The 26,452-nt window shown below is 68.2% G+C and carries 26 protein-coding genes; 11 read left to right on the top strand and 15 right to left on the bottom strand.

Features of this window, described 5'->3' with window-relative positions:
• Positions 1-2: 2 nt before the first annotated feature.
• The 3 genes from BS329_RS09965 to BS329_RS09955 are packed head-to-tail and all read right to left on the bottom strand — an operon-like array spanning position 3 to position 2,749.
• The gene (locus BS329_RS09965) at positions 3-1,151 is read right to left on the bottom strand and encodes a dipeptidase (RefSeq protein ID WP_076158469.1); all 1,149 of its coding nucleotides are present in this window, start codon (positions 1,149-1,151) and stop codon (positions 3-5) included.
• A gap of 9 nt (positions 1,152-1,160) precedes the next feature.
• Complete coding sequence (locus tag BS329_RS09960; protein WP_076158466.1) at positions 1,161-1,793, bottom strand: alpha/beta hydrolase; 633 nt, start codon at positions 1,791-1,793, stop codon at positions 1,161-1,163.
• Positions 1,790-2,749, bottom strand: a complete 960-nt coding sequence (locus BS329_RS09955) for a ring-cleaving dioxygenase (RefSeq protein WP_076158463.1) — start codon at positions 2,747-2,749, stop codon at positions 1,790-1,792. Before BS329_RS09955 ends, BS329_RS09960 begins: the two co-directional genes overlap by 4 nt.
• Before the next feature lie 98 nt (positions 2,750-2,847).
• On the opposite strand from BS329_RS09955, the gene BS329_RS09950 reads away from it, so the two are divergent.
• Complete coding sequence (locus BS329_RS09950; protein WP_076158460.1) at positions 2,848-3,294, top strand: MarR family winged helix-turn-helix transcriptional regulator; 447 nt, start codon at positions 2,848-2,850, stop codon at positions 3,292-3,294.
• 107 nt (positions 3,295-3,401) lie between these two features.
• Here the strand turns inward: BS329_RS09950 and BS329_RS09945 are convergent, their stop codons facing one another.
• The 4 genes from BS329_RS09945 to BS329_RS09930 are packed head-to-tail and all read right to left on the bottom strand — an operon-like array spanning position 3,402 to position 8,518.
• Positions 3,402-5,009, bottom strand: coding sequence for a benzoate-CoA ligase family protein (locus BS329_RS09945; protein ID WP_076158457.1), 1,608 nt, complete (start codon positions 5,007-5,009; stop codon positions 3,402-3,404).
• A 19-nt stretch (positions 5,010-5,028) separates the two neighbouring features.
• Positions 5,029-6,450: a benzoyl-CoA 2,3-epoxidase subunit BoxB gene (boxB, locus tag BS329_RS09940; protein WP_076158454.1), complete on the bottom strand. Its 1,422-nt coding sequence runs from the start codon at positions 6,448-6,450 to the stop codon at positions 5,029-5,031.
• Positions 6,451-6,455: 5 nt separating this feature from the next.
• On the bottom strand, positions 6,456-8,048 hold the full coding sequence (gene boxC / locus BS329_RS09935; protein WP_076158452.1) for a 2,3-epoxybenzoyl-CoA dihydrolase: 1,593 nt from the start codon (positions 8,046-8,048) through the stop codon (positions 6,456-6,458).
• 32 nt (positions 8,049-8,080) lie between these two features.
• Positions 8,081-8,518: a hypothetical protein gene (locus BS329_RS09930; protein ID WP_143252963.1), complete on the bottom strand. Its 438-nt coding sequence runs from the start codon at positions 8,516-8,518 to the stop codon at positions 8,081-8,083.
• Between the two features lie 346 nt (positions 8,519-8,864).
• Between BS329_RS09930 and BS329_RS09925 the strand changes: the two genes are divergently transcribed.
• Both BS329_RS09925 and BS329_RS09920 read left to right on the top strand, forming a co-directional pair.
• Complete coding sequence (locus tag BS329_RS09925; protein ID WP_076158449.1) at positions 8,865-10,766, top strand: ABC transporter ATP-binding protein; 1,902 nt, start codon at positions 8,865-8,867, stop codon at positions 10,764-10,766.
• 14 nt (positions 10,767-10,780) lie between these two features.
• Positions 10,781-11,665 (top strand): alpha/beta fold hydrolase, encoded by an 885-nt coding sequence (locus tag BS329_RS09920; RefSeq protein ID WP_076158446.1) that lies wholly within the window; start codon positions 10,781-10,783, stop codon positions 11,663-11,665.
• Here the strand turns inward: BS329_RS09920 and BS329_RS09915 are convergent.
• Positions 11,646-12,407 (bottom strand): 2-keto-4-pentenoate hydratase, encoded by a 762-nt coding sequence (locus tag BS329_RS09915; protein WP_076158443.1) that lies wholly within the window; start codon positions 12,405-12,407, stop codon positions 11,646-11,648. The two genes, BS329_RS09920 and BS329_RS09915, sit on opposite strands and share 20 nt — an antisense overlap.
• A complete protein-coding gene (locus tag BS329_RS09910; protein ID WP_076158440.1) occupies positions 12,397-13,200 on the bottom strand; it encodes a 2-keto-4-pentenoate hydratase in 804 nt (267 codons plus the stop codon). Before BS329_RS09910 ends, BS329_RS09915 begins: the two co-directional genes overlap by 11 nt.
• A 130-nt stretch (positions 13,201-13,330) precedes the next feature.
• Here BS329_RS09910 and BS329_RS09905 point away from each other — a divergent pair, with 130 nt between their 5' ends.
• The 4 genes from BS329_RS09905 to BS329_RS09890 all read left to right on the top strand — a co-directional run bounded on the left by BS329_RS09905 (position 13,331) and on the right by BS329_RS09890 (position 15,865).
• A complete protein-coding gene (locus BS329_RS09905; RefSeq protein ID WP_076158437.1) occupies positions 13,331-13,903 on the top strand; it encodes a hypothetical protein in 573 nt (190 codons plus the stop codon).
• 52 nt (positions 13,904-13,955) lie between these two features.
• Positions 13,956-14,363 carry a CoA-binding protein gene (locus BS329_RS09900; protein WP_076158434.1) on the top strand — a complete coding sequence of 136 codons (408 nt, stop codon included), beginning with the start codon at positions 13,956-13,958 and terminating at the stop codon, positions 14,361-14,363.
• Positions 14,364-14,642: 279 nt separating this feature from the next.
• On the top strand, positions 14,643-15,425 hold the full coding sequence (locus BS329_RS09895; protein WP_076158432.1) for an IclR family transcriptional regulator: 783 nt from the start codon (positions 14,643-14,645) through the stop codon (positions 15,423-15,425).
• Between the two features lie 119 nt (positions 15,426-15,544).
• Positions 15,545-15,865, top strand: a complete 321-nt coding sequence (locus BS329_RS09890) for a hypothetical protein (protein WP_076158429.1) — start codon at positions 15,545-15,547, stop codon at positions 15,863-15,865.
• Here the strand turns inward: BS329_RS09890 and BS329_RS09885 are convergent.
• Positions 15,846-16,256, bottom strand: a complete 411-nt coding sequence (locus tag BS329_RS09885; RefSeq protein ID WP_076158427.1) for a GNAT family N-acetyltransferase — start codon at positions 16,254-16,256, stop codon at positions 15,846-15,848. The two genes, BS329_RS09890 and BS329_RS09885, sit on opposite strands and share 20 nt — an antisense overlap.
• 149 nt (positions 16,257-16,405) lie before the next feature.
• On the opposite strand from BS329_RS09885, the gene BS329_RS09880 reads away from it, so the two are divergent.
• Together BS329_RS09880 and BS329_RS09875 are read left to right on the top strand one after the other, a co-directional pair.
• On the top strand, positions 16,406-17,278 hold the full coding sequence (locus BS329_RS09880) for a nuclease (protein ID WP_076158424.1): 873 nt from the start codon (positions 16,406-16,408) through the stop codon (positions 17,276-17,278).
• A gap of 84 nt (positions 17,279-17,362) precedes the next feature.
• Positions 17,363-17,758 (top strand): sigma factor-like helix-turn-helix DNA-binding protein, encoded by a 396-nt coding sequence (locus BS329_RS09875; protein WP_076160092.1) that lies wholly within the window; start codon positions 17,363-17,365, stop codon positions 17,756-17,758.
• 7 nt (positions 17,759-17,765) lie between these two features.
• Here the strand turns inward: BS329_RS09875 and BS329_RS09870 are convergent, their stop codons facing one another.
• Positions 17,766-19,034: an RNA polymerase sigma factor gene (locus BS329_RS09870; RefSeq protein ID WP_076158422.1), complete on the bottom strand. Its 1,269-nt coding sequence runs from the start codon at positions 19,032-19,034 to the stop codon at positions 17,766-17,768.
• A 124-nt stretch (positions 19,035-19,158) separates the two neighbouring features.
• Complete coding sequence (locus tag BS329_RS09865; protein ID WP_076158419.1) at positions 19,159-19,575, bottom strand: YciI family protein; 417 nt, start codon at positions 19,573-19,575, stop codon at positions 19,159-19,161.
• 134 nt (positions 19,576-19,709) lie between these two features.
• On the opposite strand from BS329_RS09865, the gene BS329_RS09860 reads away from it, so the two are divergent.
• Positions 19,710-20,714, top strand: coding sequence for a small ribosomal subunit Rsm22 family protein (locus BS329_RS09860; protein WP_076158416.1), 1,005 nt, complete (start codon positions 19,710-19,712; stop codon positions 20,712-20,714).
• Positions 20,715-20,882: 168 nt separating this feature from the next.
• On the opposite strand, the gene BS329_RS09855 is transcribed toward BS329_RS09860, so the two are convergent.
• Together BS329_RS09855 and BS329_RS09850 are read right to left on the bottom strand one after the other, a co-directional pair.
• The gene (locus BS329_RS09855; RefSeq protein WP_076158414.1) at positions 20,883-21,797 is read right to left on the bottom strand and encodes a LysR family transcriptional regulator; all 915 of its coding nucleotides are present in this window, start codon (positions 21,795-21,797) and stop codon (positions 20,883-20,885) included.
• Positions 21,798-22,057: 260 nt separating this feature from the next.
• Complete coding sequence (locus tag BS329_RS09850; RefSeq protein WP_076160091.1) at positions 22,058-22,681, bottom strand: sigma-70 family RNA polymerase sigma factor; 624 nt, start codon at positions 22,679-22,681, stop codon at positions 22,058-22,060.
• 302 nt (positions 22,682-22,983) lie between these two features.
• On the opposite strand from BS329_RS09850, the gene BS329_RS09845 reads away from it, so the two are divergent.
• Positions 22,984-24,171, top strand: coding sequence for a beta-1,3-glucanase family protein (locus BS329_RS09845; protein ID WP_076158411.1), 1,188 nt, complete (start codon positions 22,984-22,986; stop codon positions 24,169-24,171).
• A 4-nt stretch (positions 24,172-24,175) separates the two neighbouring features.
• Here the strand turns inward: BS329_RS09845 and BS329_RS09840 are convergent, their stop codons facing one another.
• Entirely contained in the window at positions 24,176-26,410 is a 2,235-nt protein-coding gene (locus BS329_RS09840) for a terpene synthase family protein (protein ID WP_076158408.1), read from the bottom strand.
• Positions 26,411-26,452 lie beyond the last annotated feature (42 nt).

Here is a 26,452-nt window from a genome sequence, read left to right as displayed (position 1 = left end):
TCTCAAGCGTCCGAACGGGTGACCTCGTCCGCCGCGCGCAGTACCCGCAAGGTGTTCTTCCCGGCCAGCTTCGCGCAATCCTCTTCACTCCAGCCGCGTTCCAGCAGCGCGGCGAACAGCACCGGGTACTTCGAAACGTCCTCAAGGCCTTCGGGCAGTGTCGCGACTCCGTCGTAGTCGCCGCCGAGGCCGATGTGGTCGACACCGGCCACTTCGCGCGCGTGCTCGATGTGAGCCACGACGTCGCCGATGCTTGCCTTCGGCTTCTCGGGGCCGCCTCGTTCCGCGGTGAACTTCGTGCGCTGGTCGAGGTTCCGGTAGTCCTGCCCGGCGGCCTCCATGTCCTCGCGCAACCGGGCGTCCCACTCGGTGACCTTCGGGGAGATGAAGCCCGGCACGAACGTCACCATCGCGACGCCGTCCTTGGCCGCCAGGGTTTCCAGGACGTCGTCGGGGATGTTGCGGACGTGGTCGTTGACCGCGACGCACGAGGAGTGACTGAAGATCACCGGCGCGGAACTGACCTCAAGCGCGGCGCGCATGGTGCTCGGCGCGACGTGCGAAAGGTCGACCAGCATGCCGATCTTGTTCATCTCGCGGACGACGTCCCGGCCGAACCCGGTGAGCCCGTCGTGCTCGGGTTCGTCGGTGGCGGAGTCGGCCCAGGTGGTGTTGTAGTTGTGCGTCAGCGTCATGTAGCGGACGCCGAGGCGGCGCAGGATCCTCAGCACACCGAGGGATTCGGCGATGCTGTGGCCGCCTTCGGCGCCGAGCAGCGACGCGATCTTGCCGTCGCGGAACGCGGCTTCGGCCTGGTCGGCGGTGTCCACGAAGGCCAGCCTGCCGGGGTACCGCTCGATCATCTGGTGCACGATCTCGATCTGTTCCAGCACCGCCGTGACCGCGCTGTGCCCCTCGAACTGGCAGGGCACGTAGACGGACCAGAACTGCATCCCGAGCCTGCCTTCGGCGAGCTTCGGGAAGTCGGTGTGCAGATGCGGCTGCCGGACGGTGAGATCCGTGCCCGCCACGGCCTCGACCGGATCCGGCCCGGTCGTGACCCGCAACTCCCACGGCAGGTCGTTGTGCCCGTCCGCGAGGAGCACCGTTTCGAGCAGGGCCTGGGCTCGGACGAGGTCACCGTTGGTCATCCGCTGATGTTACGTTCGGCTACTTTGCTCCGGCCGCTCACCGTTGAGCCACCCCGCCGCCGCGACCAAACCGTTGCCCGTCACCTGATGCCCGCCGGGATGGCGGTGGGCGACGACGTCCGCGGACCGCTCGCGCAGGTCGCGGACCAGTCCCTCCGCCGACGTCAGCGGCGCCATCGGATCATGTTCGCCGTTCGACAGGAAGACCTGCGTACCGGACAGGTCGAGCCGTGGCGGCGACGGAAGCGGGGACATGGCCGCGAACAGCACCGCCTCCCGCACCGCGTCCGGGCGGAGCAGGGTGGCCGCGGCGGCGATGTTGGCGCCGTTGGAGAAGCCGATGGCGACCAGCCGCCGGTCACCGAGGCCGTACTGCTCGCGCGAGGCGACCACGAAATCGGCCAGCTGGTTCGCCCGGAACACGACGTCCTCGTGATCGAAAACGCCTTCCGCCAGCCGACGGAACCACCGCGGCGCACCGTGTTCCGACACCGGCCCGGCGGGCGCGAGCAGTGCGGAGGCCGGGCTCAGCTGACGGGCGATCGGCACGAGATCGTCCGGACCGCCGCCGGTGCCGTGCAGGAGCAGCAGCACCGGCTCGTCCGGCGCCCCTTCGACGTACTTGTGCTCCAGGGGAGTCATCGCGGGTTGTTCTCGCTCGGGAGGTCCAGCTTCGGCAGCATCGCCTCGATATCCTCGCGCTGGGGCTCCAGCCACGGCGGCAGTTTCAGCGCGCGGCCCAGTTCCAGCAGCGGCTCGTCGATCGCGAAGCCGGGTTCGTCGGTCGCGACTTCGAGCAGGGTTCCGCCCGGCTCGCGGAAGTAGATCGAGCGGAAGTACTGACGGTCCAAAATGGACGTCACGTTCACGCCGTCGTCGATCAGCTCGGCACGCCACGCGGCCTGGGTCTCCTCGTCCGGCGCGCGCCAGGCGACGTGGTGCACGGTGCCCGCGGCCACCAGCCCGCGCGGGGCGTCGGGCGTCACGAGGACGTCGACGAGCGCGCCGGGGCCGCCTTCACCGGCGGAGAACCGCAGGCGGTTGCCCTCCTGGTGCTCGAAGGCCAGGCCGAGCCCGTCGGTCAGCATCCCGGCCGTCGCGTCCTCCTTGGACACCGAAAGCGTGACGGAGTGCAGGCCGCGGATGGCGTGCTCGGCGGGGACGAGCTTCGTGTCCCACGGGTCGCGCGGGTCGCCCTGCGGATGCGCGACGAGCGCGAGCTTCAGGCCGTCCGGATCGAGGAAGGTGAGCGTCTCCTCGCCGTCGGAGTCGCGGATCTGGCTCGTCTCGACACGGCTTTCGGCGAGGTGCCGCTTCCACCAGCCGAGGGAGGTTTCGGGGACAGAGAACGAAGTCGTGGTCGCCTGGCCGGTGCCGTGGCGGCCCTTCGGCGCGTCCTTCCACGGGAAGAACGTCATCAGCGAGCCGGGCTTGCCGGACCGGTCGCCGTAATAGAGGTGGTATGTGCCGGGATTGTCGAAGTTCACGGTGGTCTTCACCAGCCGCAGGCCGAGGGCCCTGGTGTAGAAGTCCGCGTTGCGCTGGGGATCGCCACCGATGGCGGTGACGTGGTGCAGGCCCGAAGTCTTGATCGACATGGCGCCCTCCTCCGGTAGCCGGTGATTTCAAGCTAAACCGATAACCTCTCGCGCGCAAGATATATTCCAGCGAGAGTTTGTGGTGTACCCTCGCCCGCGTGACTGAACCGAACGACGACGAAGTGGTCACATGGTGGGGCCTGGTGATCGAGGGCTACCTGGCCACGCAGAACAAGCTGATGGGCGAGATCGCCGAACGGTTCGGCTTGGCGCCTGCCTCGTTCGACATCCTGCTGCGGCTCGTGCGGTCACCGGAGCACCGGATGCCGATGACGCGGCTGGCCGTCGAGGCGGCGTTGTCCAGCGGCGGGTTCACCAAAGTCGCGGACCGGCTGGTGGCCGCGGACCTGATCTGCCGCGTGCCCAGCCCGGACGACCGCCGCGTCACCTTCGCGGCGCTGACCGAGCACGGCCTCGACGTCGCACAGCAGGCGCGGAAGGCGTGCGCGGAGATCCTGCGGCGCATCGTCCTGACCCCGCTCGGTGACGACGCACCAGGTCTCGCCGAGGCCATGCGAACCCTGCGCACCGTCAACGGCGCATGACACCCTCGCCGGATCTCGCGTGATCAGAGGCGGAACTCGCGTGATTGAAGGCGGAACTCGCGTGATCAGAGGCGTAACTCACGTCCGGACGCGAGATTGGCGGGAGATCAGCCGGGTAGGGGTGAAGTGGGGTCTGGTTGGTAGGCCCGCACCTCGTACATGTCCCGCACGAGTTCCCGGATGACGTTGCGCCGGATCTTGCCGGTCGCCGTCTTCGGCAGTTCGCCCAGCTCGACGATGCCGCGCGGCCGTTTGAACGACGCCAGCCCGGACCGGCAGAACTCGATCAGCTCGTCCGCGTCCAGCGGGCTGCCGGGTACGCCGACCACGCACGCGACCGGTTTCTCGATGCCGTCGGCGTCGAACACGGCCACGACCGCGACCTCGGCGACCGCCGGATGTTGCAGCAGCCGCTCTTCGACCTCGGTGGGTGAAACCCAGATCCCGCCCGGTTTCAGCATGTCGTTGAAACGGCCGAGACAGGTGTAGCTCCCGTCGGGGTTGCGGACGAAACTGTCGCCCGTCCGCAGCCATTCGCCCTGGAAGACCTGCTTCGTCGTCTCGTACCGCGCCCAGTACCCGGTCGCGATCGACGGCCCGGCGACGAACAGCTCACCGGGCTGACCGTCCGGCACCGGCGCGCCTTGCTCGTCGCGCAGGGCGACCTCATAGCCGGGGACGGGCACGCCGGTACTGCCAGGACGCACCTGGCGGGGCCGGTTGGACAGGAAGACGTGCAACGCCTCCGTCGACCCGATCCCGTCGAGGATCTCGACGCCGAACCGATCACGGAATCGTTCGTACAGCACGGAAGGCAGCGGTTCCCCGGCCGAAACGGCTTGGCGTACCGAAGAGAACGTGTGGTCCGGGACGTCACTGGCGAGCAGCGCCGCGTAGAAGGTCGGGACGGCGAAGAACAGCGTGGGCCGCTCCGCGCGCACCTTGGCGGCGATGAGCCCCGGGGTCGGCCGGGCCGGTTCGAGCAGCGCCGTTCCACCCGCCGCGAGCGGGAAGAAGGCCGAATTCCCCAAGCCGTAAGCGAAAAACAGTTTCGGAACGGAAAGGAACCGGTCGTTCGGGCCGGTGTCGAGCACACCGCGCGCGTACGTCTCGCAGACCGCGCGGATGCCCGCGTGCCGATGCATCGCGCCCTTCGGTTTCCCCGTCGTCCCCGAGGTGTACAGCCAGAGCGCGGGCGAGTCTTCCCAGGTCGGCGCCGGTTCGAACCCTTCGTCATCCACTGTGGACAGATCGCACCAGTCGTGCGCGCGGATCCCGGACGGCAGTTCGGCCGCCTTCGCCCTGTCCAGCACGACGTCGGTGACCTCCGGCGCCAGCCCCAGCGCGATCGTCGCCTGCTCGGCGAACTCGCCGGAAACGCACAGGACCCTGGCCCGCGAATCGGCCAGCACCTTGCCGAGGTCCAGCCCGGTGACCATGGTGGACACCGGCACCGCGACCGCGCCGGCCAGCATCGCCCCGAGGATCCCGGTGAGCAGTTCGACGTCGTCGACCATGCAGAACAGGACCCGCTCCTCCGGGCGGACACCGATCGCCTTCAGCCCCGCCGCGACCCGGCGGGTTTCGGCCGCGAGCCCGGCGTAGGTGAGACTTAGCCTCGGCGAAACGACCGCCGCCTTCGCGCCGTGTCCTTCCGCCAGATGCCGGTCGAGCAGATAGCTCGCCGCGTTGAACCCGGTAGCTCCAGCGGTCACGGGCGCACCTTCAATCGGCTCAGCTCAGGTAAACGTATTCGTAGTCGAACGGTTTCCCATTGATGCCCTGGCGTGGCGGCGCCACCCAGCTCGCGATCTTTCCTCGCTCGTACACCGGGTGCATCAGCGATCGGACGAAGGACAGGTCTTCGGGAGTGGGCAGCCACTTGCGTTTGCCGGCCGACCAGGTCCGCTCGTCGACTACGGTGCCGTCGGGCGTCACATGGTGGCCGGAGTTTATGCCGACTTCGCGATTGAATCCAGGGTGTGGGAGGACGAATCGGAAGTCGATCCCGGCCTCGTCCAGGATCTTGTTCCAGCGGTTGACCCCGGTCTGGCAGTCGGCGCGGTACTCCTCGCGCAGATCCAGGTTCAACAGCAGGATGGCGGGGAGTTCCTCGGTCTCCCAGGTGCCGTCGGCCCTCGGCCTGGACAGCGACCCGGCGTCGTCGGTGAGCTTGTGGTCGTCCTTGCGGCGGCTCTCCTGCCAGCGGCCTTTCAGCCCGGCGGTGTAGTAGTTCGCCGCGTTGGTCGACGTCTCGCCGCCGAACAGGTCGAGCGAGACGGTGTAGTGGAAGTTGAGGTAACGCTGGATGAGGTCCAGGGGGATCCCGCCGTGCCCGGCGATGTCGAAGGTGTCGTGCTCGCGGATCAGTTCGGCACTGCGAGTGACCACGCGGTCGACGCCGGTGGTGCCGACGAACATGTGGTGCGCCTCTTCCTTGAGCATGAATTCACAAGTGCGGGAAAGCGGGTCGAAACCGCTTTCCTTGAGGGTGCCGAGCTGGTATTTTCCGTCGCGATCGGTGAAATAGGTGAACATGTAGAACGCGAGCCAATCCGCGGTCTCTTCGTTGAAGGCACCGAGGATGCGCGGCGCGTCCGGACTGCCGGAATTCCGGAGCAGGAGGCTTTCCGCCTCGTCACGGCCTTCCCGGCCGAAGTAGGCGTGCAGCAGATACACCATCGCCCACAGATGGCGGCCTTCTTCGACGTTGACCTGGAAGAGGTTCCGCAGGTCGTAGAGGCTCGGCGCGGTCAGCCCCAGCAGTTTCTGCTGCTCGACCGACGCGGGTTCGGTGTCACCCTGGATGACGATGAGCCGCTGCAAGTCGGCGCGGTACTCGCCGGGCACCTGCTGCCAGGCCGGTTCGCCCTGATGCTCGCCGAAACCGATGACGCGGCCGGGATCACGCTCCGCGAGGAAGATCCCCCACCGGTAGTCGGGCACGTTGACGTGGTCGAAATGCGCCCAGCCGTCCCGGCCGACACTGATCGCGGTGCGCAAGTACACCCCTCGGGTTCGCAGCGTGGGGCCCATTTCGCCCCACCAGTCCAGGAACTTCGGCTGCCACCCCTCCAGCGCCCGCTGGAGCCGCCGGTCCCCGGAGAGATCGACGTTGTTGGGGATCTTGGCGTCGTAATCGATCTTGGTGGGCATGGGTTTCAGACCCGCTTCCTGTCGAAGACGGCCTTCTGACCAGTACCGTAGCGACGCAGCGCGCCCTCGGAACCGGATGCGTTCGGACGAGTGAAGATCCAGTTCTGCCAGGCGGCCAGGCGGCCGAAGATCTTGCTTTCCAGCGTCTCGGGGCCGACGAACCGGTGGTTCGCCTCCATTCCGGTCAGGGCGTCCGGGCTGAGCGAGGCCCGTCCTTCCAGCGCGATCCGGATCTCGTCCTCCCAATCGAGGTCGTCCGGCGCGCCGGTGACCAGGCCGAGTTCGTTCACCTCCGTGGGGCTCAGCGGTTTGCCCCGTTCTTTCGCGAGCCTGGTGACGTGGCCAGGGTCGCCGAAGAACCGGGATTCGAGACGGGACAGGCCGTTGCCCATCGGGAAACGGCCGAAGTTGGCTTCGGACAACGTGATCGACGCACGTTCTTCACTGTCTTCATCGTCGATCGGCGGACCGTCCAAGATGTACTGCCGGTCCGCGGCCAGCGCGAGCTCCACCAGGAGCCCGGCAAAGCAGCTACCAGGTTCGATGAGCGCGATCAGGCTGCGGCTGGTGACGTCGAGCCGCTTCAGCGTCCGCTTGAAGTAGTGGACGATTTCGTTGCTCACACAGTCTTTCGCGTCGAACACGGCGCGTTCGTGCTCGAGGACCTTCACCGGATCGCCTTCGGTGCGGAGCACCCAGGTACCGAGTTCGGGTTCGTTGGTGCGCAGGCGAAGGATGGCGTCGTCCAGTTCGCGGGTGACGTCCAGTAACCAGCCGTCGCCGTCCTCGGGCCCCTTGACGGTGATCGTCGCTTCGGCCGCGCTGTGGGCGACGTCGACATAGCGATGGGTCAGCGGTGTCAGCTCGACGCCTTCGCCGTCGAGCCGCTCGCTCGTCCGCGCGAGTTCCCGCGCCCTGGCCAGGACGGCGGCACGGAATCCCTGTCGCGGCACCAGCTCGTCGACGAGCCGCCAGTCGACCGCGGCCCGTCCCTTCATTCCGTCAGGACGGGTGGCGAAGACGTCGGCGAGGTCCCGCCGCACCCCGCGTTTGTCGACCACCCTGGTGAGCCCGCCGGTTCCGGGGAGGACGCCGAGCAGCGGGACCTCCGGCAGCGCGACGGTCGAGGAGTTGTCGTCGACCAGCAGGATCTTTTCGCACGCCAGCGCGATCTCGTAGCCCCCGCCGGCACAGGTGCCGTTGACCGCGGCGACGTAGCGCTGGCCGGAGTGCGCGGTGGCGTCCTCCATGGCGTTGCGGGTCTCGTTGGTGAACTTGCAGAAGTTCACCTTCCACTCGTGCGACGACGACGCCAGCATGCGAATGTTCGCGCCTGCGCAGAAGACGTTGTCCTTCGCGCTGGTCACGATGACCACGCGGACCTCGGGATGTTCGAACCGCAGTCGTTGCGTCGCGTCGTACAGCTCGATGTCGACGCCGAGGTCATACGAGTTGAGTTTGAGCTCGTAACCCGGCACGAGACCCCCGTCGGCGTCGACGTCGAGTTCGAGCCACGCGACTTCGCCGTCGGTGGACAGGTTCCAGTGCCGGTAGCCGCTGGGATGACGTTCGAACGTCACCGATGTGGTCCGCGTCACCCCACCGATTGTCTACATTGCACTGAATACCGTCAATGTTGTGTAGAAAGTTGGTCAGCCACCGTCACCCGGTTGAGCTTCGTCGCCGCCCAGGTCACGAAGACCCACAGCAGCAGCGCGGCGGCCGTGTCGGTGTAGATCGTGGCGAACCAGAACGCCGGGATCCGCGGCACCGCCACCAGGAAATGCCCGAGGCTGGCCAGTCCGGACAGCGAGAAGACCATCAGGAACGCCAGCGCCCGCCAGTAACGTCCGCGCAGGTAGTCGCGGTAGCCGAGCACGCCGAACGTGGTGAAGAGGACGTAGGCGACGACGACCAGGACAGCGGCGACGGCGACCGGAACGCCTTCGACCTGCGGATAGTCCGCCGCCCTGATCACGTTGTGCGCGTAGTGCAGCGTGGTGGAGAGCAGCGTGAAGGCCATGACCAGCCGCAACGCGGTGAGCCCCTTGCCCTGAAGAACGTCCATGTTCGCCCCCTTCGCGATTTGATAGATCGCTCTAGCGAGAGAGTAGCGCAAGGTGGGCGGGAGCTGAAGGGACTTTCGTCCCGCCCTCCACGTACTTGGGGGCGTCAGGCGAGCCGAGCGCGGACTCGCCGGGAGCCTCACTAGCCCCACCGGTCACGACGAGGGCGCGTGAAGGCCCCCTTCCCTCGGCTGAGCCGAAGAAACGCGACCTTCACACCTTCCCCAGTACAGAAAGGACCCCTTCCTGTACTTCAAGCGACCAGGGCGCCGGGACCGAGCGCGGGGCCGGGTTGGTACCGCGCCTTGGCTCTCGGAACTGTCGGTGGGGGCGCGTAAAAACGAAGGAGTGCCCGAAGCGACCGTGCCCCTGATCGGGGTCGAGAACCTCAAGATGCCCGAGTGGGCCACGCCCGACGACGCCGTGGCCGACGCGGGGATGGTCAAGGCCATCCGCGCGCTCCCGTCCGCCGTGGCGATCGTGCTGCGGCTGGCCTGGCGGACGTCGGCGCGGCTGACCCTGCTCGCCGGCGTCGTCCACGTTCTTTCCGGTTGTGTCACGGCGTTCGGCCTGCTGGCCACGGCCAACGTGTTCACCGCACTGCTGGAGAACGGGCCGACCCCGGACAGGGTGCTGGAATCGCTGCCCGCGCTGGCGATCGTCATCGGCACGTACGCCTTGCGCGCGCTGCTGGACACGGCGGTGGCCGCGGTCGAGGGCACGCTCCGGCCGCGGGTCGTGACCTCGGCGGGCGACGAGGTCACCGCCGCCATGGTCCGGGTCCGGTTGCTGGCCTTCGAGGACGCCGATTTCCGCGAGCTGGCCAGGCAGGGCGCGCGGGACGGGGTCCGGTCGATCGAGATGAGCCTGCGCTGGATCGCGGATCTGACGTCGGCGCTGATCTCGCTGATCGCCGCGCTGGTGGCGGCGGGCCTGCTGAATCCGTGGCTCGCGCCGGTGCTGCTGCTCGCGGCGGCCGCCGACGGCTGGGCGGCGGCCAAGGTCGCGCGGCTGAACTACCGGCATTATCTCGACACCGTCGGGCGGAACATCCGGAAGAGGATCGTCGAAGAGGTGGCCACCTGGCGCGCCTTCGCCCTCGAGCGGCACGCGCTCACGCTGCAGGAGCCGCTGCTCGGTGAGTACCGGCGGATCACCGAAAGCCTGATGCGCGAGGAGGTCCGGCTCGCGCATCGCAGCAACCTGGTCCGGCTGACCGGGCGCGCGGCGGCCGGGGTGGGCACCGCGATCGCGTATCTGGTGCTCGGTCTCCTGCTCTACAGCGGGCGGATGGAACTCGCCCTCGCCGGGACGGCCGCGCTCGCCATGCGGACGGCGTCGAACTCGCTGTCCGTCACGATGCGCGCGGTGAACGCCATGTACGAGGAGTCGTTCTACATCGCCTTCTTCCAGCGGCTGCTCCGGGAATCCGAAAAACGCGGCCCGGTGAAAGGCGGGGTCGTCGCACCGCCGGATCCGGCGGAGATCCGGCTGGAAAACGTCAGTTTCACCTACCCCGGCCAGGAAAGCCCCGCGTTGCGCGAGGTTTCGCTGACCATCCGGCGCGGCGAGGTGATCGCGCTCGTCGGCGAGAACGGTTCGGGCAAGACCACGCTGGGCAAACTGCTCACCGGGCTGTACCCGCCCTCGGAAGGGAAGGTGTCCTGGGACGACGTCGATCTCGCGGGCGCCGATCACGAGTCGGTGCACGCGAACATCGCCGTGATCGCCCAGGATCCCGCCGAATGGCCGATGACCGCGGAGCACAACGTGATCGTCGGCAGGCTCGGCCGGGAAGACCCGGAACGCGTCGCCTGGCACGACGCGATCACCTCCTCCGGCGCCGACGAAGTGATCGAATCCTTGCCCGCCAAGGAGAAAACGGTGCTGTCCAAGAAGTTCAACGACGGACAGGACCTCTCCGGCGGGCAATGGCAGCGGATGGGCATCGCCCGCGGGATCTACCGCGACGCCGCCGTCCTGGTCGCCGACGAGCCGACGGCCGCGCTCGACGCGAAAGCCGAGGCTCGGGTCTTCGCCGGGTTGCGGCACGCCAGCGTCTCCGGGGCGGGCAGGCGCACGACGATCCTGGTGACCCACCGGCTGGCCAACATCCGTTCCGCGGACCGGATCCTGGTGCTGGAGAAAGGACGGTTGATCGAAGAGGGCACGCACGCCGAACTCATCGAAGAAGGAGGTCTCTACCACGAGCTTTACGAAATCCAGGCTCGCGCGTATCGCGGTGAGTAGGCACACTGCCGGTTATGCCGGAGACGATCGCCGCGGTGAACGGTATCGAGCTGTGCCACGAGACGTTCGGGTCACCGGAGGACAGGCCGTTGCTGATGATCATGGGCCTGGCCTCCCAGATGATCTGGTGGGACGACGAACTCTGCGAGAACCTCGCGGCGATGAGGTTCTTCGTCATCCGCTACGACAACCGGGACGCCGGCCGGTCCAGCCGGATGTCCGGGCGGGTGAGCCTGCCGCTGGCGTACACGCTGCGCACGGCGCCGTACTCGCTGAAGGACATGGCGGACGACGCCGCCGCGCTGCTGGACGAACTCGGCGTCAGGAGCGCGCACGTCGTGGGCGCGTCGATGGGCGGGATGGTCGCGCAGACCCTGGCCATCGAGCATCCGGCACGGGTGCGCTCGCTGACGTCGATCATGTCGACCACCGGGAACCGGTTCGTCGGGCGGCCGAGCGCCAAGGCGATGACGATGTTGCTTTCGGCTCCTCCGCGTAGTCGAGAGCAGTACGTCGACTCCCTGGTGCGCACGTTCCGCGCCATCGGCTCGCCGGGCTATCCCTTCGACGAGCCCAGGATGCGTGAGCGCGCGGAGCGGTCGTTCGACCGCGGCGTCAACCCCGGCGGCACCGCACGGCAGCTGGCGGCGATCGTTTCGAGCCGGGATCGGTTCCACGCGTTGCGGAACCTCACCGTGCCCGCCCTCGTCGTGCACGGTTCGAAAGACCCGCTCGTGCACGTTTCCGGTGGCCGGGCCACCGCCCGCGCGCTGCGGGAGTCCGAATTGGACGTCGTCCCCGGTATGGGGCACGACCTCCCGCGCGCGATCTGGCCGCGGCTGGTGCGCGGCCTGGTCGCGACGGCGGACCGCGCCGAGCTCAAGACCCGGCGAGCGTGATCGAGCCCAGATGCGAGAAATGCGCCGCCACCCGTGAACCCGGGCGCAGCTCGACGGCGTCGGTCATCCCGCCGGTGAGCACGATCCAGCCCGGCTCCAACGCGAGCCCGCGGGCGCCCAGGGCATTGGCCGCCAAAGCCAGGGCTTCCGCCGGATGGCCCAGCACGGCGGCACCGGTGGCGGTGTCGACGATGGCGCCGTCGACCTCCACCAGCGCCGCCTCCAGCGAAAGATCCAGCTCCGACGGCACGGCACCCACCGGGCCGAGCGTGAAGTACGCGGAGAAACCGTTGTCCGCCACGGCGTCCGGCAGTGCGAATCGGTAGTCGCGGTACCGGCTGTCGATGATCTCGATGCCGCCGTGGACCCGGTCCACCGCCGCCATCGCGGTCGCCGCGGTCACGCCGGGGCCCGAAAGTCGTTTTCCCAGCACGAAAGCCAGCTCGGGTTCCGCACGCGGGTGGATCAGCGACGGCACCGGGACTCCGGCGGGCAGGACCATCGCGTCGGTCAGCCACGCGAGCAACGGCGAGTCGACACCCATGCTCTGTCGCATCGCCTGCGAGGTCAGGCCCAGCTTGACGCCGATGACGGTCTCGCCGCGTGCCTGCCGCAACCGCAACGCCTCGTCCTGGATCTCGTACGCGGTGTCGACGTCCAAATCGGGCCACGCGTCGGTCAGCGGCTCGCGTTCTTCCCCGGACAGCAGCGCTTCCGCCACCTCCCGCACGTCAAGACTCACGGCCGCTCCTCCCGGAGAACTTCGCGGTGACACTGCCGAGCCCCGCCATCGTCGCGACGACGGTGTCGCCAGGGCGCACCGGGATCGCGCGCGTCATCGAACCCGGCAGCACGACGTGCCCCGGTTCGAGCGCGACACCGAGCGGCCCGACCGTGTTCGCGAGCCACACCAGCGCGTTCACCGGCGAACCGAGGACGGCGCCACCGGCGCCGGTGGCCGCGATCCCGCCGTTCCGGTGCAGGACGCAGCCCACCAGCCGCAGGTCAAGGTCACCGATCGCGGTCGGCCTGCTGCCGAGGACGACCCCGCCGGAGGACGCGTTGTCCGCGATCGTGTCGACGATGCTGATCTTCCAGTCCCGGATACGGGAATCGACGATCTCCAGCGCCGGGACGACGAAGTCCACCGCCCGCAGCGCGTCCGCCACCGTGACGCCGGGGCCGCGCAACCGCGAGCCGAGCACGAACGCGATCTCCGGTTCGATCTTCGGCTGCAGGAAGTCGCCGATCGGGATCGGCTGGTGTTCGAGGTGGAACATGGAGCCGGTCAGATGGCCGTAGTCGGGCTGGTCGACCCCCATCTGCCGCTGCATGGCGGCGGACGCGAGACCGACCTTGTGCCCGCGCACCCCGTCGCCGCGTTCGGCCCAATAACGGACGAGCCGCTGCTGGATGCGGTACGCGTCCTCCAAGGTCGCGGCGGGATAGGTCTCGACCAGGGGCGCGATCGGCTTGCCGGTCTCGTACGCGCTGAGCAGCGCGGCCGCGGCCTCCTGCAACGTGCTGGCGTCCATGGGCTCCTTCCGACAGCCGAACTCTGCCTCCTCACCCTGGCCCGCACAAGACGCCCGTTCCACTGGCCGGTACGGGCAGATTAGGCCGAAAGTGTCTTGTGCGACCGCGATCATCACTTAGCCTGCTCCCATGTCCGACTGGTCCCTCTCACGGGCGAAGACGAGGATCGACCGGCGTGAGGAGCTCGACGAGCTCACCGCGCGCATCCGCTACGAGGTGCGTGTGCACCTCAACGAGCCCGCGGCGCACAACGCCTACGACGAGCTGGCCGACATCTTCGCCATCGGGCACGCGGAGTGTTCGGCGCTGCTGAAGCACCGGCGCGTCCTGCCACCGTGGGAACGGCTGCTGCTCGGCCGCTACACCCGTCGCCTGTACGGCAAGGCGATCGCGGGAACCGTCGGCGACCTCCCCGCCGACGCGGGGCCCGCTCCCGTGACCGCGTTCGGCCCGGAGATCGCCTCCCTGGCCCCGGATTCCGGCGACACCGGCGCGAAATACGACATGCAGGGCCGCGGCCTGGTCAACGTCTTCCGGATCGCCGCCGGGAGGCACGGCGAGAGCTGGCCGGACCGTCACGACGTCGCGACGACGTCCGCGCGCAACGTCCTGACCTGTTCCGCGGTCTTCCTGCGGCGCCGCGCCTGGCACGTCGTCTGGCCGGTGTACCGGGTGCGTGGCCTGCGGCTCTGGAAACTCTAGGTGTCGCGGTCCGTGAAGGAATTCCCGCGCGCCCGACGTCGTTGAACCCGGTATGACCGATCGCGCCACCGAGATCCTCGCCGGATCGAAGACGATCGCCGTCGTGGGGCTGAGCCGTGATCCGGCCAAGGCCTCGCACGGGGTCGCCGCCGTGCTGCAAGCACACGGGTTCCGGATCATCCCCGTCCATCCTTCGGCCGACGAGCTGCTGGGCGAGAAGGTCTACCGCTCGCTCACCGACATCCCGGAGCCCGTCGACCTCGTCGACGTCTTCCGTCCGGCCGCGGACACTCCGCCGATCGCCGAACAGGCCGTCGCGATCGGCGCCAAGGCGCTCTGGTTGCAGCAGGGAATCGTCTCCGCCGAGTCCCGCCGGATCGCCGGAGAAGGCGGTTTGGACTACGTCGAAGATCGCTGCACGGCGGTCGTCCGAGCGGTCGCGGACCTCTCGGTGCGTTAGAAACGGACTTTGGCCGAACCCTCGCCGCGCTTTTCCGGCGAGGGTTCTTTCCTGTCCGTGAACAGAAAAATGACCCCTGAAGTCAGACATCGAATCGGAACAGACGAACGGATTGGGCCGAACCGGTGATCTTGACCGGAAGCCTCCGAGCTGGGGAAACTTGTCCGGTCGACAGTTTGTTAAGAAACCTTCCCAACGGTGGGCCGAGCTGTTAACGTCCGAATCCGCTTAGCGGCAACTGGTACCGGCCATCGGTACCCCGGTCCAACGGAGGGCGAAGTGGGCACACCACGGGGCCTGGATTCCAGTGGCACACTCGAGCGCGGACTAGCGGTTCTCGAGCACGTCGGCCAGAACCAGGAGATTTCCACCAACGCGATCGCCAGGCAACTGGGTCTCTCCCGGAGCGCCGCCTACCGCATCGTCGGCACCCTCAAAAACCTCGAATACCTCGAAGCCGATCGCGCCACCGGCCGCGTGCGGCTCGGGACCCGGCTGGTCGAACTCGGCGCCCGCGCGATGGCGGCGACCGATCTCCACCGCTGCGCGCCGCGGTATCTCGCGTCGCTCGCCGAACGGAGCGGGGAGACGACGTACCTCGCCGTCCCGGACAACGACACGATGGTCTACGTCGCCACCGAACGCAGCGCCAACGCCGTCACCCTGGCCTGCCGCCTCGGCACCCGCCGTCCGCAGCACGCGACTTCACTCGGCAAGGCGTGGCTGGCGGCACTGCCCGAACAGGACCGCGTCGAACGCATCCGCCGGATGAAACTCGACAGTCTCACCCTCAAGACGATCAACGACCCGGCCCGGCTGCTCGACGACCTGGCCAGGACGAGCCGCCGCGGCTGGGCCGTGGACGAGGTCGAGAACGAACCCGACGTCGGCTGCGTGGCCGCCGCCGTCCGCGACCACACCGGACGGCCGATCGCGGCGATCAGCATCGCGGGCCCGGCGGGCCGCGTGCTCCGCCGAACCGACGAACTCGGCGCGACAGTGGCCGGAACGGCCGCCGCGCTGTCGCTCCGGCTGGGTTACGTGCGGGCGCAAAGGAGCTGAGGTCCGGCCCGCCGTGCTGACGCGGGGCTGTCGTTAGCGGTCATACGGTTCGTCACCTCGACCTTCATCAGCCCCAGCCTCGTCGACGTCGTCGCCGCACTGGCCGCGATGGCTTCACTGTGGATCCTGACGCGGTTCCGGCGGCCGTCGGCGGCGCGGCGCTGCACGCGTGGGCGCCGTACGTCGTCCTGATCGCGGCGATCTTCCTTTCCCGCATCGGCGCGATCTTCGAGAACCTGCCGCCGTGGCTGGAACTTCATGGCCTCGCGCCGGCGACCACCGGCGTTGCTGTTCCCGTTGTTCTCCGCCTGCATTCGGCGCAGCGACTGGGTGCCGAACCGACCCTCGCCGGTGCCACGAACACCTCCGGCGGCGTGAGGGGCGAGATGATCTCGCTGCTTCAGGCGACCGTGCCGAGCTTCATGATCCCTGGCCCGTGAGCCGGATCAACCCGGCCTCGGTCGGCCGGAAACCGCAGGCGTCGAAATAGAACGGACGCAGTTCCGGCACGAAGTCGACGTGCAGCCATTCACAGCCCGCCGCTCGCGCGTGGGTCACGGCCAGCCGGACGACGGCCGTGGCGATCCCCCGCCGCTGATGGGTCCCCCTGGTCTTCGTGTCGAGCAGGAAGGCGTGATCACCGCCGTCCCAGGCGACGTTGACGAAGCCGACCAGGAGACCGTCGCGGTCGCGGGCGGTGACCCAGCCGAGGCTGTGCCGCCGGATGCCGTTCCACCAGCCCGGCACGGGCTCGCCACCGTGCGAACGGACGAGAGCGGACAGTTCGTCTTCGGTGACCGGGTCACGCCAGCGGTATGAGAAGTCGGTCATGCCGCCAGCATCCCCGAAGTGATCATTTCACGCCAACCATTTGAAGATCTCCGAGAATGTCCACAATGGTCATCCGATCTTCACCGGCGACTGCTCTGGATGGATGAACGGATGGTTCGTTCATCCGAATGAGAACTACCGTTGTTCTCATGCCCATGACGCTGATCAAAGGTACGTTCCAGCTTGTCGGAGCCACACCGGACGGCGATTCGGTGCGCTTCTATCCCGAAGACCCCCAGGCGACCAAGAAGGCGGGACTGAAGGTCCGGCTCAATTCCCGGGGCGGGATGCAGTTGCGGCTCGACGCGATAGACGCGCTCGAAACGCATTACCAGGCCAGGGGAACCGGCGGGATGTGGCACCAGCCCGCGGAATTCGCCGACGCCGCCGCGGCGAACCTGCTGAAGGCCCTCGGCTTCGAAACCATCGAACGCGACGAACGGGGAAGGGTCATTTCCTCGACCCCGATCAAGGTGCCGGGTCACATACTGACGCGATTCGCGGACAAATACGGACGAGCGGTGGCGTTCGCCTTTCCCGGACAACGGCCGGGAAGGTCGGCGGATCTTTCCAAGGTCCATCTCGACGTCAAAACGCTGAAGAACTCGGCGAACCACCGGCAGGTCGCGGACGGATTCGCCTACCCGACGTTCTATTCACTGCTCTACCCCGATCTCCGTGACGCCTTGGCCGAAGCCGCGGGCAAGGCGCGTCAAGCCGGGCTCGGGCTGTGGCCGGACGACGTCACGAACTCCGGGTTCAAACTCTCGTCCCGGCGGCAGCTGGCCGACGAGCTGGTGATCCTGCCGAAACTGTTCCGGCGGCTCGTCGACTACCTCGCGCTCGACGAAAGCGGCGGGGTCTCCTTGACCGGGTTCTCCGACTTCCTCGATTCCCGTGACGACCGGCTGTTCACCGTCCCGGACGGGCACGCCACGGAGTTCGAGACCTTGGTGAGCGTGAAGCGACAGACCGTGAACCTGACGGCCGAACCCGAGCGGATCGTCTTCATCGAGGCCTGAACCCGCCCGGTGTGGGCAAAAAGACCGTACCTCCCTCCCCCTCCGCCGTGCTCATCTGAAAGGTGGGAGAGGGAGCCGATGCGGATGGAGACAGCCTCGAAACTCCGGGACGCCGTCCGTGTCCTGGTGGTGCGCTACTGCCGGGCGCGGATCGGACGACGTTCCGGCACCTACGACGCCGCCGACGCGGTCGCGAAGAACTGTTGCCTCGCGATCGTCGCCGGCGCCGGTGACGTGCCCGCGCTCCTGGCGTTCGCGTACGACGTCACGCGCGGACACGTCGACGACTTCCACCGGACCGCCGCCGAACTGCCGAACCCGCTTTCGGGGCTGCCGGGGCAGCAGCGCGAGATCATGGTGCTGCGGTCGCTCGTCGGGCTTTCCGCCGACGACACCGCGCTGGCGCTCGGTTGCTCCGTCCAGGCCGTCCGGCTGGCCCAGCACCGCGCCATGACCGCCCTGCGGCCCGCCCCCGCGTGACGCGATGTCAGGGGGCGCAGTCGGCCGCCCGGTTCAGCAGCAGAGTGCGTTCCCGGTCGTTCCCGGTCATCTCCGCCGCGCGCTTGAACTCCGCACGGGCCTCGTCGAGACGGCCGAGCTTCGCCAGGAAGTCGCCACGCACGCTCGGCAGCAGGTGATACGACTTCAGCGCGGGCTCCGACGTCAGCTTGTCGACGACCTCGAGTCCCGCCTCCGGCCCGACGGCCATCGACAGCGCCACCGCACGGTTCAGCTCGATCACCGGCGACGGGTTCAGCTTCCCGAGCCCTTCGTACAGGACCGCGATGCGTCCCCAGTCGGTCTCCTCACCCGTCCGCGCCCGCGCGTGACAGGCGGCGATGGCGGCCTGGGCCGCGTAGACGCCGAAAGCGCCGCCCGCGAGTGACTCGGCGAGGTCCAGCGCGGCGAGGCCGCGGCCGATCAGCAGCCGGTTCCATTTGGCCCGGTCCTGGTCCAGCAGCAGAACGGGCTCACCGTTCGGCCCGACCCGCGCGGCGGACCGCGAAGCCTGGATCTCCATCAGCGAGACGAGCCCGTGCACTTCGGATTCCTTCGGCATGAGCCCGGCGAGGATCCGGCCGAGCCGCAGCGCCTCCTCGCACAACGCCGGCCGCATCCAGTCCTCGCCCGCCGTCGCCGAATAGCCCTCGTTGAAGATCAGGTAGATCACTTCGAGCACCGACGAAAGCCGTGCGACCCGATCCTCGCCCTCGGGCACCTCGAACGGCACCTTGGCGTCGCCGAGCGTCTTCTTCGCCCGGACGATCCGCTGCGCGATGGCGGTCTCCTTCGCGAGGAACGCCCGCGCGATCTCGTGCGTCTGGAGCCCGCCGATCATCTTCAGCGTCAGCGCCACCCTGGCCTCGGTCGAGAGCACCGGGTGGCAGGCGGTGAACACCAGCCTCAGCAGATCGTCCTCGATGTGGTCGTCGAGGCCCGAGGTGAAGTCGGGTTCCTCCTCGAACTCCTGCTCGCGGCCGATCTCGCCGAGTTTCCGCTCGTACCGCTCGTTGCGCCGGAAGGTGTCGACGGCGCGGCGTTTCGCCGTGGTCATGAGCCAGGCGCCCGGATTCCTCGGGACGCCCGACTCGGGCCACTGTTCGAGCGCGGCGACCAGCGCGTCCTGCGCCAGTTCCTCGGCGAGGCCGACGTCGCGCGTCATCCGCGCGAGACCGGCGATGAGGCGGGCCGATTCGATCCGCCACACCGCGTCGATCGCCGACCGGGGGTCTGCTGTTGCCGTCACGCCGACCAATCAACATCGTCGGCGCGACGACCGCAACCCTGGGCCGTGTCCGGCAAGTCTGTTCGCGGTCTTCGCGCCCAGGCGGTCCCTGACGGCACGGGTGGACGCGCCCGAGTACGACCCGGTACGAGGCCTAGTTCGCCCCGGCCCGCTCCCGCAGCTTCTGCTCGTGCTCGACGATCTCGGGGGTGGCGTTGTCGAAGTCCTCCATCTCGGCGATCCGCCGGATCTCGATCTCGCCCTCACGGAACGGAGCACGCTTCATCCATTCGACGACCTCGGCCCGGTCCTTGACTTGGAGGATCCAGAAACCCGCGATGAGTTCCTTGCTCTCGGCGAAGGGCCCGTCGACGACCCTGGCCTCGGTGGTGCCGGAGTACTGGATACGGAAACCCTCGGCGCTGGGGAGCAGCCCTTCACCCGCGAGCATGACGCCGGCCTTCACCAGCTCCTCGTTGAACTTCCCCATCTCCTGCAACTCCTCGGCACTCGGCTGGGCGCCGGCCACGTCGGTCTTCTCGTCGCTCTTGACAATCACCATGAACCGCATCTCGCGTCTCCGTTCCCGGCGGGGCTCGTCCCTGCCACATCTCCGCGTCGATCGGGCGTTCCCGGTTTCGACACGTCCCCGAAACTTTTTTCCGCGAGTATTCGAGCAGCCTCGAAACCGCAGGTCAACCGCACATGGGAGAATCTGCCGTCGTGGCCGCTCTCCCCTCAGACCTCCGCTCAGCCCTCGACGCAGAGCTGGGCAAGTACCCGCAAGCCAGGCTGACGCAGTCCGTCGAGCGGCTCTCCACGCGCTACCGCGAGAACAACCCCGCGAGCGCGCCCATCCTCTCCTCCGAGATCGACATCGCGGCGTACGCGGGCTACCGGATGCCGGCCACCTACGCCGCCGTACACGCTGTCCTCGCCGAAGCCGCCCTCCGCGCTCCCGGGTTCGCTCCGCGCACGCAGATCGACGTCGGGGGCGGCACCGGTGCCGCGATCTGGGCGGCGGCCGACGTCTGGTCGTCACTGGAGGAGAGCACCGTCGTGGAGCAGGTCCCGGGCGCGATCGCGCTGGGACGGCGGCTCGCGGGGAACGCCGGTGGCAAGGCCGTCCGCGGCTCGACCTGGCGCCGCGGCCTGATCGACCCGGCCGCGCCCGCGCCGGAGGCCGACCTGGTGACCCTTTCCTACGTCCTCGGCGAACTGCCCGAAGCCCGCCGGGCCGACACCGTCCACTGGCTTTCGGCGAAGGCCGGGATGCTCGTGCTGATCGAACCCGGCACCCCAGGGGGCTACGAACGGATCGTCGAGGCCAGGGATCAGCTCGTCGGACTCGGCCTCTCCCTGGTCGCGCCCTGCCCGCACGAAGGCGCCTGCCCCATCCCGCGCGGCAAGGACTGGTGCCATTTCTCCGCCCGCCTCCCGCGCGCCGTCCTGCATCGCCAGCTCAAGTCCGGGACGCTCGGGTTCGAGGACGAGAAGTTCTCCTACGTCGTCGCCTCACGCGCGGCTACGGAGCGCGCCGAGAGCCGGATCCTGCGGCATCCGGTCAAACGCAAGGGCATGGTCAGCCTGTCGCTCTGCGCCGACTCGGGCCTCACCGAAACGATCGTCACCAAACGGCACGGCCAGGCCTACCGCGCGGCCCGCGACGCCGAGTGGGGCGACGCTTGGCCAGAGCCGTCCACGTCGTGAGTGGCTGGGGCGAGCGGGACGGTGCCCGGTCGTCTTGAAGGTGGCCTTCGGGACAGCTCCGGCGGGCCCGACCCGGCAGTAGCGCCGCCCTGAGTGTCGCGAAAGCCACTTTCGGGACATCAGACGCCGCGAAAGTGGCTTTCGCGACAAGGACCACCGAGCAGTCGCTCAGTCCACAGTGGACTGACGGGATCGCCGCACCAGACCGCCGATGACGGTGAGCAACGCGCCGAGCGACGGATTGTTGTTGCCCCGCCGCCACATCAGTTCGAGTTCCACCGGACGGCCCTCGATGCCGTCCACCGGACGGAGCACGACGCCTTCGAACCGCAGCGCGGCCGCCGCGGCGGGCACCAAGGCGACACCGAGGTCCGCTTTGACCAGCGCGAGCACCGTATGCACCTGACTGGGGTACTGCGTGTACTCCGGCAGCACCCGCGCCGCGCGGAACACCGCCACGAGCACGTCGTGGAAATACCGGCACTCCGACGGCGAATACATGATGAACGGTTCGCCGTCGAAATCGCGGATATCGGGATTTTTCTTGCGCCGCGCCAAAGGATGCGCCGACGACAAGGCCGCCAGCAACGGTTCCCGCCACAACGGCAGGGTCACGATGTCGCCGCCGGTGACCGGCGGCCGGATCATGCCGAGGTCGATCCCGCCTGTCAGCAATTCCTCCACCTGGGCCGAGGTCACCATTTCCCGCAGCACCAGATCGACTCCCGGCAATTCGGCGTTCGCCGCGGCGAGCACGCGTTCGAGGTACGAATACGCCGCGGTGGCGGTGAAACCGAGGGTGACGACCCCGACCTCACCCTTCTTCGCCCGGCGGACATACAACGTCGCCTCTTGCGACGAGCGCAGTATTTTCCTTGCCTCGGCGAGAAAAACCCGTCCGGCGGGTGTCAACCGGACGGTGCGGTGCGTACGGTCGAAAAGCTCGACGCCCAGTTCGCGCTCCAGCAACTGGATCCGCCTGCTCAGCGGCGGCTGGGTCATCGAAAGCCGCTCCGCCGCACGGCCGTAGTGCAGCTCCTCGGCCACCGCGACGAAACTCACCAGCTGCTCCAAGGAGAACACCTATCCAGTCTAGGTATCAATCGGGGGCGAACAAGCGCCGAATCGGTATCGTTCCGCACCGCTTCCGCCCCGGGAGAACACCAATCGTCCGTTCAGCCGGTTCGGGCTTCACCGTCCGCGCCTAGGGTTGGAAACAAGCGTTCGTGGCCCAGGCCCTCGGCGACGGCGCCGACGGCGAGCTCTGGAGGGGCCATGTGCGTTCGCATTCTCGAAACCCGGGCCAAGCGGGGGAATCCGCTTTTCCGGCTGTTGATCCGTATTCAGCTCAAGGCGTCCTGGCGCTGAGCGCAGGCACGCAGCCTGCTGATCGCCCGGTGTTTGGTCACCCGCACCCGTGACGAGGTCGTGCCGAGCGCCGCCGCGGTCTCGTTCGACGTCAGCTGGCCGATCACCCGCATTCCCAGCACTTCCCGGTGGGAGACCGGCAGCATCCGCATCAGCCTGCCGAGCCGGACCCCGAGGTCGTCCCGCAGGGCGCGCTCCTCCGGTTCCTCCGCGGCGACACCCGGCAGCTCCGGGAGTTCACCGGTCAGTACCTGCTTGCTCCGCGCCGCCTTCCGGAAGACGTCGGCGACCTTGTTCGCCGCGATGGCTCGCAGGAGGAACAGGAAGGAACCGCCGCGCAGCCCGTAACCGGGAACCGCGACGAAGACGGCGAGACAGATTTCCTGTGCGACGTCGGCCGGTTCGAGATAGGTCAGATCGCGGCCGCTGAGCCGGGTTTCGGCGTATTGCCGCGCCCACGGCGCGAGGGCGGCCATGAGGTCGTCCATACCGCGCGGCTCGCCGTCCGCCGCGGACCTGGCGAGGCCGTCCCAGCCGGCGGGGGAAATCCAGGTTTCCCCGTCGCCGGTTCTTCGCACCGGAAACTTGCCGCCGCCCATTGTCCCGCTCCCCACGGATGAGAAAACCCGGCCGCCGGGGTCCAGGACGGAACGCGGACCACGATAGTCGAGGAATTCGGCCACCTCAATCGACGAAGGTCTGCGATGAATTGTCCGCCTCGGCGCGAAACCGGACAGGTTCCCACTGGTGGTCTGGACATGGTGGTACTCGGGACGTAACTTCCCGTGCTGAGACCCCTCGCCAAGGTCACCCCGAAGGCCGGGAACGCGCCCCCGGCCGACATCCGCAAGCACCGCCGCGTCCAGCGTTCGCGCGGCGGGATTCAGCCGAGGAGTGAACTGTGCGCATCCGTCAGAAGATCCGGCGCGTCTTGACCGCGTTGGCGGTCGCCCTCCCCCTGGTCACCGGGGTTTCGGCGCTTTCGGCGCCCACCGCGGTCGCCGCGGGACCCGATCCGCTGCCGCTGACCGTCACCAACACTTCGAACCGCTCGGACGCGGTCCACCTTTACGTGCTCGGCACGAACCTCGACACCGGCAGGCTCGGCTACGTCAACGCCGGCGGCGTCTTCACCCCGTGGCCACCCGGCGCGAACCCGCCGAGCCCCGCGCCGGACGTCGCGATCGCGGGCCCCGGCAACGGCGGCTCGACGACGATCAAGATCCCGCGGATGCTCTCGGGCCGCGTCTACATGTCGTTCGGGCAGAAGATCAAGTTCTTCCTGGCCCCGGACGGGCTGGTGCAGCCGGCGCCGTGGGCCGGTGGCGACCCGAACCGCGACATCCTGTTCGACTGGAGCGAATTCACCTACGACAACGGCGGGCTGTTCATCAACAGCTCGCAGGTCGACATGTTCAGCGTCCCGCACGCGGTCGGGCTGACCAACGGCGCCGGCGTGAGCAAGGAAACCGGACGCCTCAAGCCGGGCGGCCGCGAGAACATCTTCAACGCCATCCAGGGCCAGTCCGGGTTCTCGAACCTGGCCCTTGCCCGGCTGCGGGTCCTCGCGCCGGGCAAGGGTCTCGACTCCGGCAAGTTCAGCGGGAGCTATCTCGACGGTTACGTCACGAACGCCTGGAACACCTACAAGTCGACGCCGCTGACGGTGGTCCCGTTCGAGGCCGAACCCGGCAAGAAGTTCACCGGCCGCACCGGCGGGGACGACGTCCTGCGGTTCACGAACACCTCGGGCGCGACGGTGGCGTCGTTCGGCAAGCCGAGCACCCGTGACGTCTTCAACTGCGACGGCCGGTTGCAGGCGCCGAACGACCAGGTCGTCGGCCCGATCGCGCGGACGCTGTGCGCGGCGCTGCACCGCTCGACCCTCGGTTCCCTGCACACGCAACCGACCTACGACGCGGGCCAGTTCTACCAGCAGTCCGTCACCGACCACTACTCGCGGATCGTCCACGAGCAGATGGTCGACGGGAAGGCGTACGGTTTCGCCTTCGACGACGTCGGGCACTTCGAGTCGCTGGTGCACGACGGCGACCCGCGCACCGCGCGGATCGTCCTGACCGCGTTCTAGGAGTTCACCGCGCCCCGCTCCCGATCCGCCAGGCCGACATGCCGATCCCACTCGGTGCGAGCGAGAACGCCGACGGCTCGGGAGTGCGGGCGCGTTCCAGCTCGTGCGGCCTGTACCGCGCGCATTTCCGGTGCCATTCCAGGATTCCGGACATCCAGTTCTTCATGTTGTCCGCGTACCCGATCAGCACGGAGCGGACCTCGCCGTCGAGGACGAGGTCGTCGCACATCCGCGGCAGGTCCTCGTCCACGAGCTGTTCGAACTGTTCCATCCGCGCGTTCATCAGGCGGGCGGTGATGTCCCTGGCCTGGAGCCGGTCCACGTCCATGAACCGTTCGACCACGTAGACGAGGTTGTGCACTTCGCCTTCGTATTCGATCTCCTTCTGATAGGAGAACAGATCGTTGGCGAACGCCGCGTAGTCCTGTGCCGCGGTGTCGAGTTCGAACACGACGCGGTTCTGGTGGATCTCCGGCGGGACGACGTCGCCGAGTTCGAGCCGCGCGAGGCTCTTCGTGAGGTCCGATCCGAACGTCCGCCGCCGCATCTCCACGTAGTCGACCGGGTCGGGGACACGGTTCTGCGCCTGGTTCGCCACCTCCCAGACCCAGCTCGCGGTCATGCTCTCGACCGCACTCCGGAACTCCGCGCGGGCATGCGGGCTCAGCGGCCCGGCGGTGCGGTTCCACAGATCCGCGAGCCCTCGCTCGACCGGATCGGCGGGCGCGGGCGCCGTCTCGCCGTCGAGCGGCATGAAGAGGGAAAGGCGGTCACTGCACAGTTTCGCCGCGACAGGGTCCCTCCTCATCCCGAAGACCAGCGGGAAGTAGTCGTCGCCGTAGGTACCCCACGCGAGCCAGTCCGACGACAGCTTGAGCTGGTCGAGGTCCGAGTCGGGGTGGATCATCGCGGCGCAGTGCGGCAGGTCGATACCGCGCATCCGGCGCTCGTCCCAGACCCCGCCCTGTTCGAGGCCCGGCACCGCGTCGAACATGCCCATCGCCCGCGCCCAGGTCGGGGCGTACTCACGCGCGGCGGCGAGATGCGGGCTGGTGCGGACCGGGTACGGCATGCGGAATTCGGGCAGCGGCAGGTGTCCCACCGGGGCGAACGGCGCGGGCGCCTGCTGCCGCGTCCGCTGGACGAGGCCCAGCCGCTTCGGCGAGAGCCGCAACGACGCCGTGCCGAGTCCCGTCGGACCGCCCAGCACGCCACCGGCGCCGTTCGCGCCGGAGACGGGGCCCTCGTTCATGTACCGGCTCGATTTCGCGTGCCATTCGTGGCCGCCGGACTGCCAGTCCTGCAAGCCCTTGACGTACCGGCCGATCCCGATCTGTTCCGGCAGCGGGACGTCGTGTTCGGCCAGCAACGCGGGCACCTCGACGAGCGCGGTGTTCTCGAACTGCTGCAACCGCGAGGTCAGCAGGTCGTTGGTGAGTCCGGCGGCCTCCTGTGTCGAGCAGCCGAGGAACTTCTCGAAGACGAGGACCGCGTTGGAGTTCTCGCCTTCCTCGCGGACTTCGCGCTGGTAGGAGAAGAGGTCGTTGCGCAGGTGGACGGCGTCGGCGAAGGTGTCGCGCAGGACCTCCAGCGGCCTGGTCGCCGCGACCTTGTCCGGCACTTCGGCGCCGACCGCGTACTCGATCAGGTTGGCCGACCACGGCGCCCCGCCGACGCGGCGGCGCATCTGGACGTACTCGATGGGGTTCGCGATACGGCCGCGGTCGATGTTGTCCAGTTCCCAGAGCGATTCGACCATCAGGTTGTGCGTACTGGTGACGAACCGCCGCCGCCAGGCCTCCGTCATCGACGGGATGGTGCGCGCCCAAAGGTCCTTGAGCCCGGCTTCGGCGGGATTCTCCGGTTCCGGCGGCGTTTCCCCCGGCCCGGTCATGAACAGTTCCAGCCGGTCCAAATAGGCCTTGGCGCCTTCGGTGTCCCGGGTGTATTTGAATTGCGAGAGGAAATCGTCGTCGAAGAAGAACACCCAGACGTACCAGTCCGTGACCAGATCGAGGGACGGCCCGTCACAGTCCGGATGAGTGTGCGCGCAGAGCAGCGCGTAATCCATTTTCGCCAGCGCCTGCTCGGTCCAGACGACGTCGCCGGACGGCGTCGGCGAATCGAGCATGCCCCTTTGCCTGGCCCAGGCCATACTGTGCGTCCGCGCCGCTGCCAAGTGCGGGTTTATCCGCGCCGGATGCGGCACGTAGAACTCGGGCAAGGTGAAAGCCTGCATCTGCGAGTGCCTCCAGGACGGGGTGTCGAATACAGCTCGACA

Source organism: Amycolatopsis coloradensis, from assembly GCF_001953865.1.
GTDB lineage: Bacteria > Actinomycetota > Actinomycetes > Mycobacteriales > Pseudonocardiaceae > Amycolatopsis > Amycolatopsis coloradensis.
The sequence above is the reverse complement of the archived record's forward strand: the minus strand, read 5'-3'. Positions and strand labels throughout refer to the sequence as shown.

Bases quoted from the DNA above. Each gene is read 5' to 3' on its own strand.
- BS329_RS09965 (WP_076158469.1), bottom strand. From the start codon at position 1,151: ATGACCAACGGTGACCTCGTCCGAGCCCAGGCCCTGCTCGAAACGGTG.
- BS329_RS09960 (WP_076158466.1), bottom strand. From the start codon at position 1,793: ATGACTCCCCTGGAGCACAAGTACGTCGAAGGGGCGCCGGACGAGCCG.
- BS329_RS09955 (WP_076158463.1), bottom strand. From the start codon at position 2,749: ATGTCGATCAAGACTTCGGGCCTGCACCACGTCACCGCCATCGGTGGC.
- boxB (WP_076158454.1), bottom strand. From the start codon at position 6,450: ATGCCCACCAAGATCGATTACGACGCCAAGATCCCCAACAACGTCGAT.
- BS329_RS09930 (WP_143252963.1), bottom strand. From the start codon at position 8,518: ATGGACGTTCTTCAGGGCAAGGGGCTCACCGCGTTGCGGCTGGTCATG.
- BS329_RS09920 (WP_076158446.1), top strand. From the start codon at position 10,781: ATGCCGGAGACGATCGCCGCGGTGAACGGTATCGAGCTGTGCCACGAG.
- BS329_RS09910 (WP_076158440.1), bottom strand. From the start codon at position 13,200: ATGGACGCCAGCACGTTGCAGGAGGCCGCGGCCGCGCTGCTCAGCGCG.
- BS329_RS09905 (WP_076158437.1), top strand. From the start codon at position 13,331: ATGTCCGACTGGTCCCTCTCACGGGCGAAGACGAGGATCGACCGGCGT.
- BS329_RS09900 (WP_076158434.1), top strand. From the start codon at position 13,956: ATGACCGATCGCGCCACCGAGATCCTCGCCGGATCGAAGACGATCGCC.
- BS329_RS09885 (WP_076158427.1), bottom strand. From the start codon at position 16,256: ATGACCGACTTCTCATACCGCTGGCGTGACCCGGTCACCGAAGACGAA.
- BS329_RS09880 (WP_076158424.1), top strand. From the start codon at position 16,406: ATGCCCATGACGCTGATCAAAGGTACGTTCCAGCTTGTCGGAGCCACA.
- BS329_RS09875 (WP_076160092.1), top strand. From the start codon at position 17,363: ATGGAGACAGCCTCGAAACTCCGGGACGCCGTCCGTGTCCTGGTGGTG.
- BS329_RS09865 (WP_076158419.1), bottom strand. From the start codon at position 19,575: ATGCGGTTCATGGTGATTGTCAAGAGCGACGAGAAGACCGACGTGGCC.
- BS329_RS09860 (WP_076158416.1), top strand. From the start codon at position 19,710: ATGGGAGAATCTGCCGTCGTGGCCGCTCTCCCCTCAGACCTCCGCTCA.
- BS329_RS09850 (WP_076160091.1), bottom strand. From the start codon at position 22,681: ATGGGCGGCGGCAAGTTTCCGGTGCGAAGAACCGGCGACGGGGAAACC.
- BS329_RS09840 (WP_076158408.1), bottom strand. From the start codon at position 26,410: ATGCAGGCTTTCACCTTGCCCGAGTTCTACGTGCCGCATCCGGCGCGG.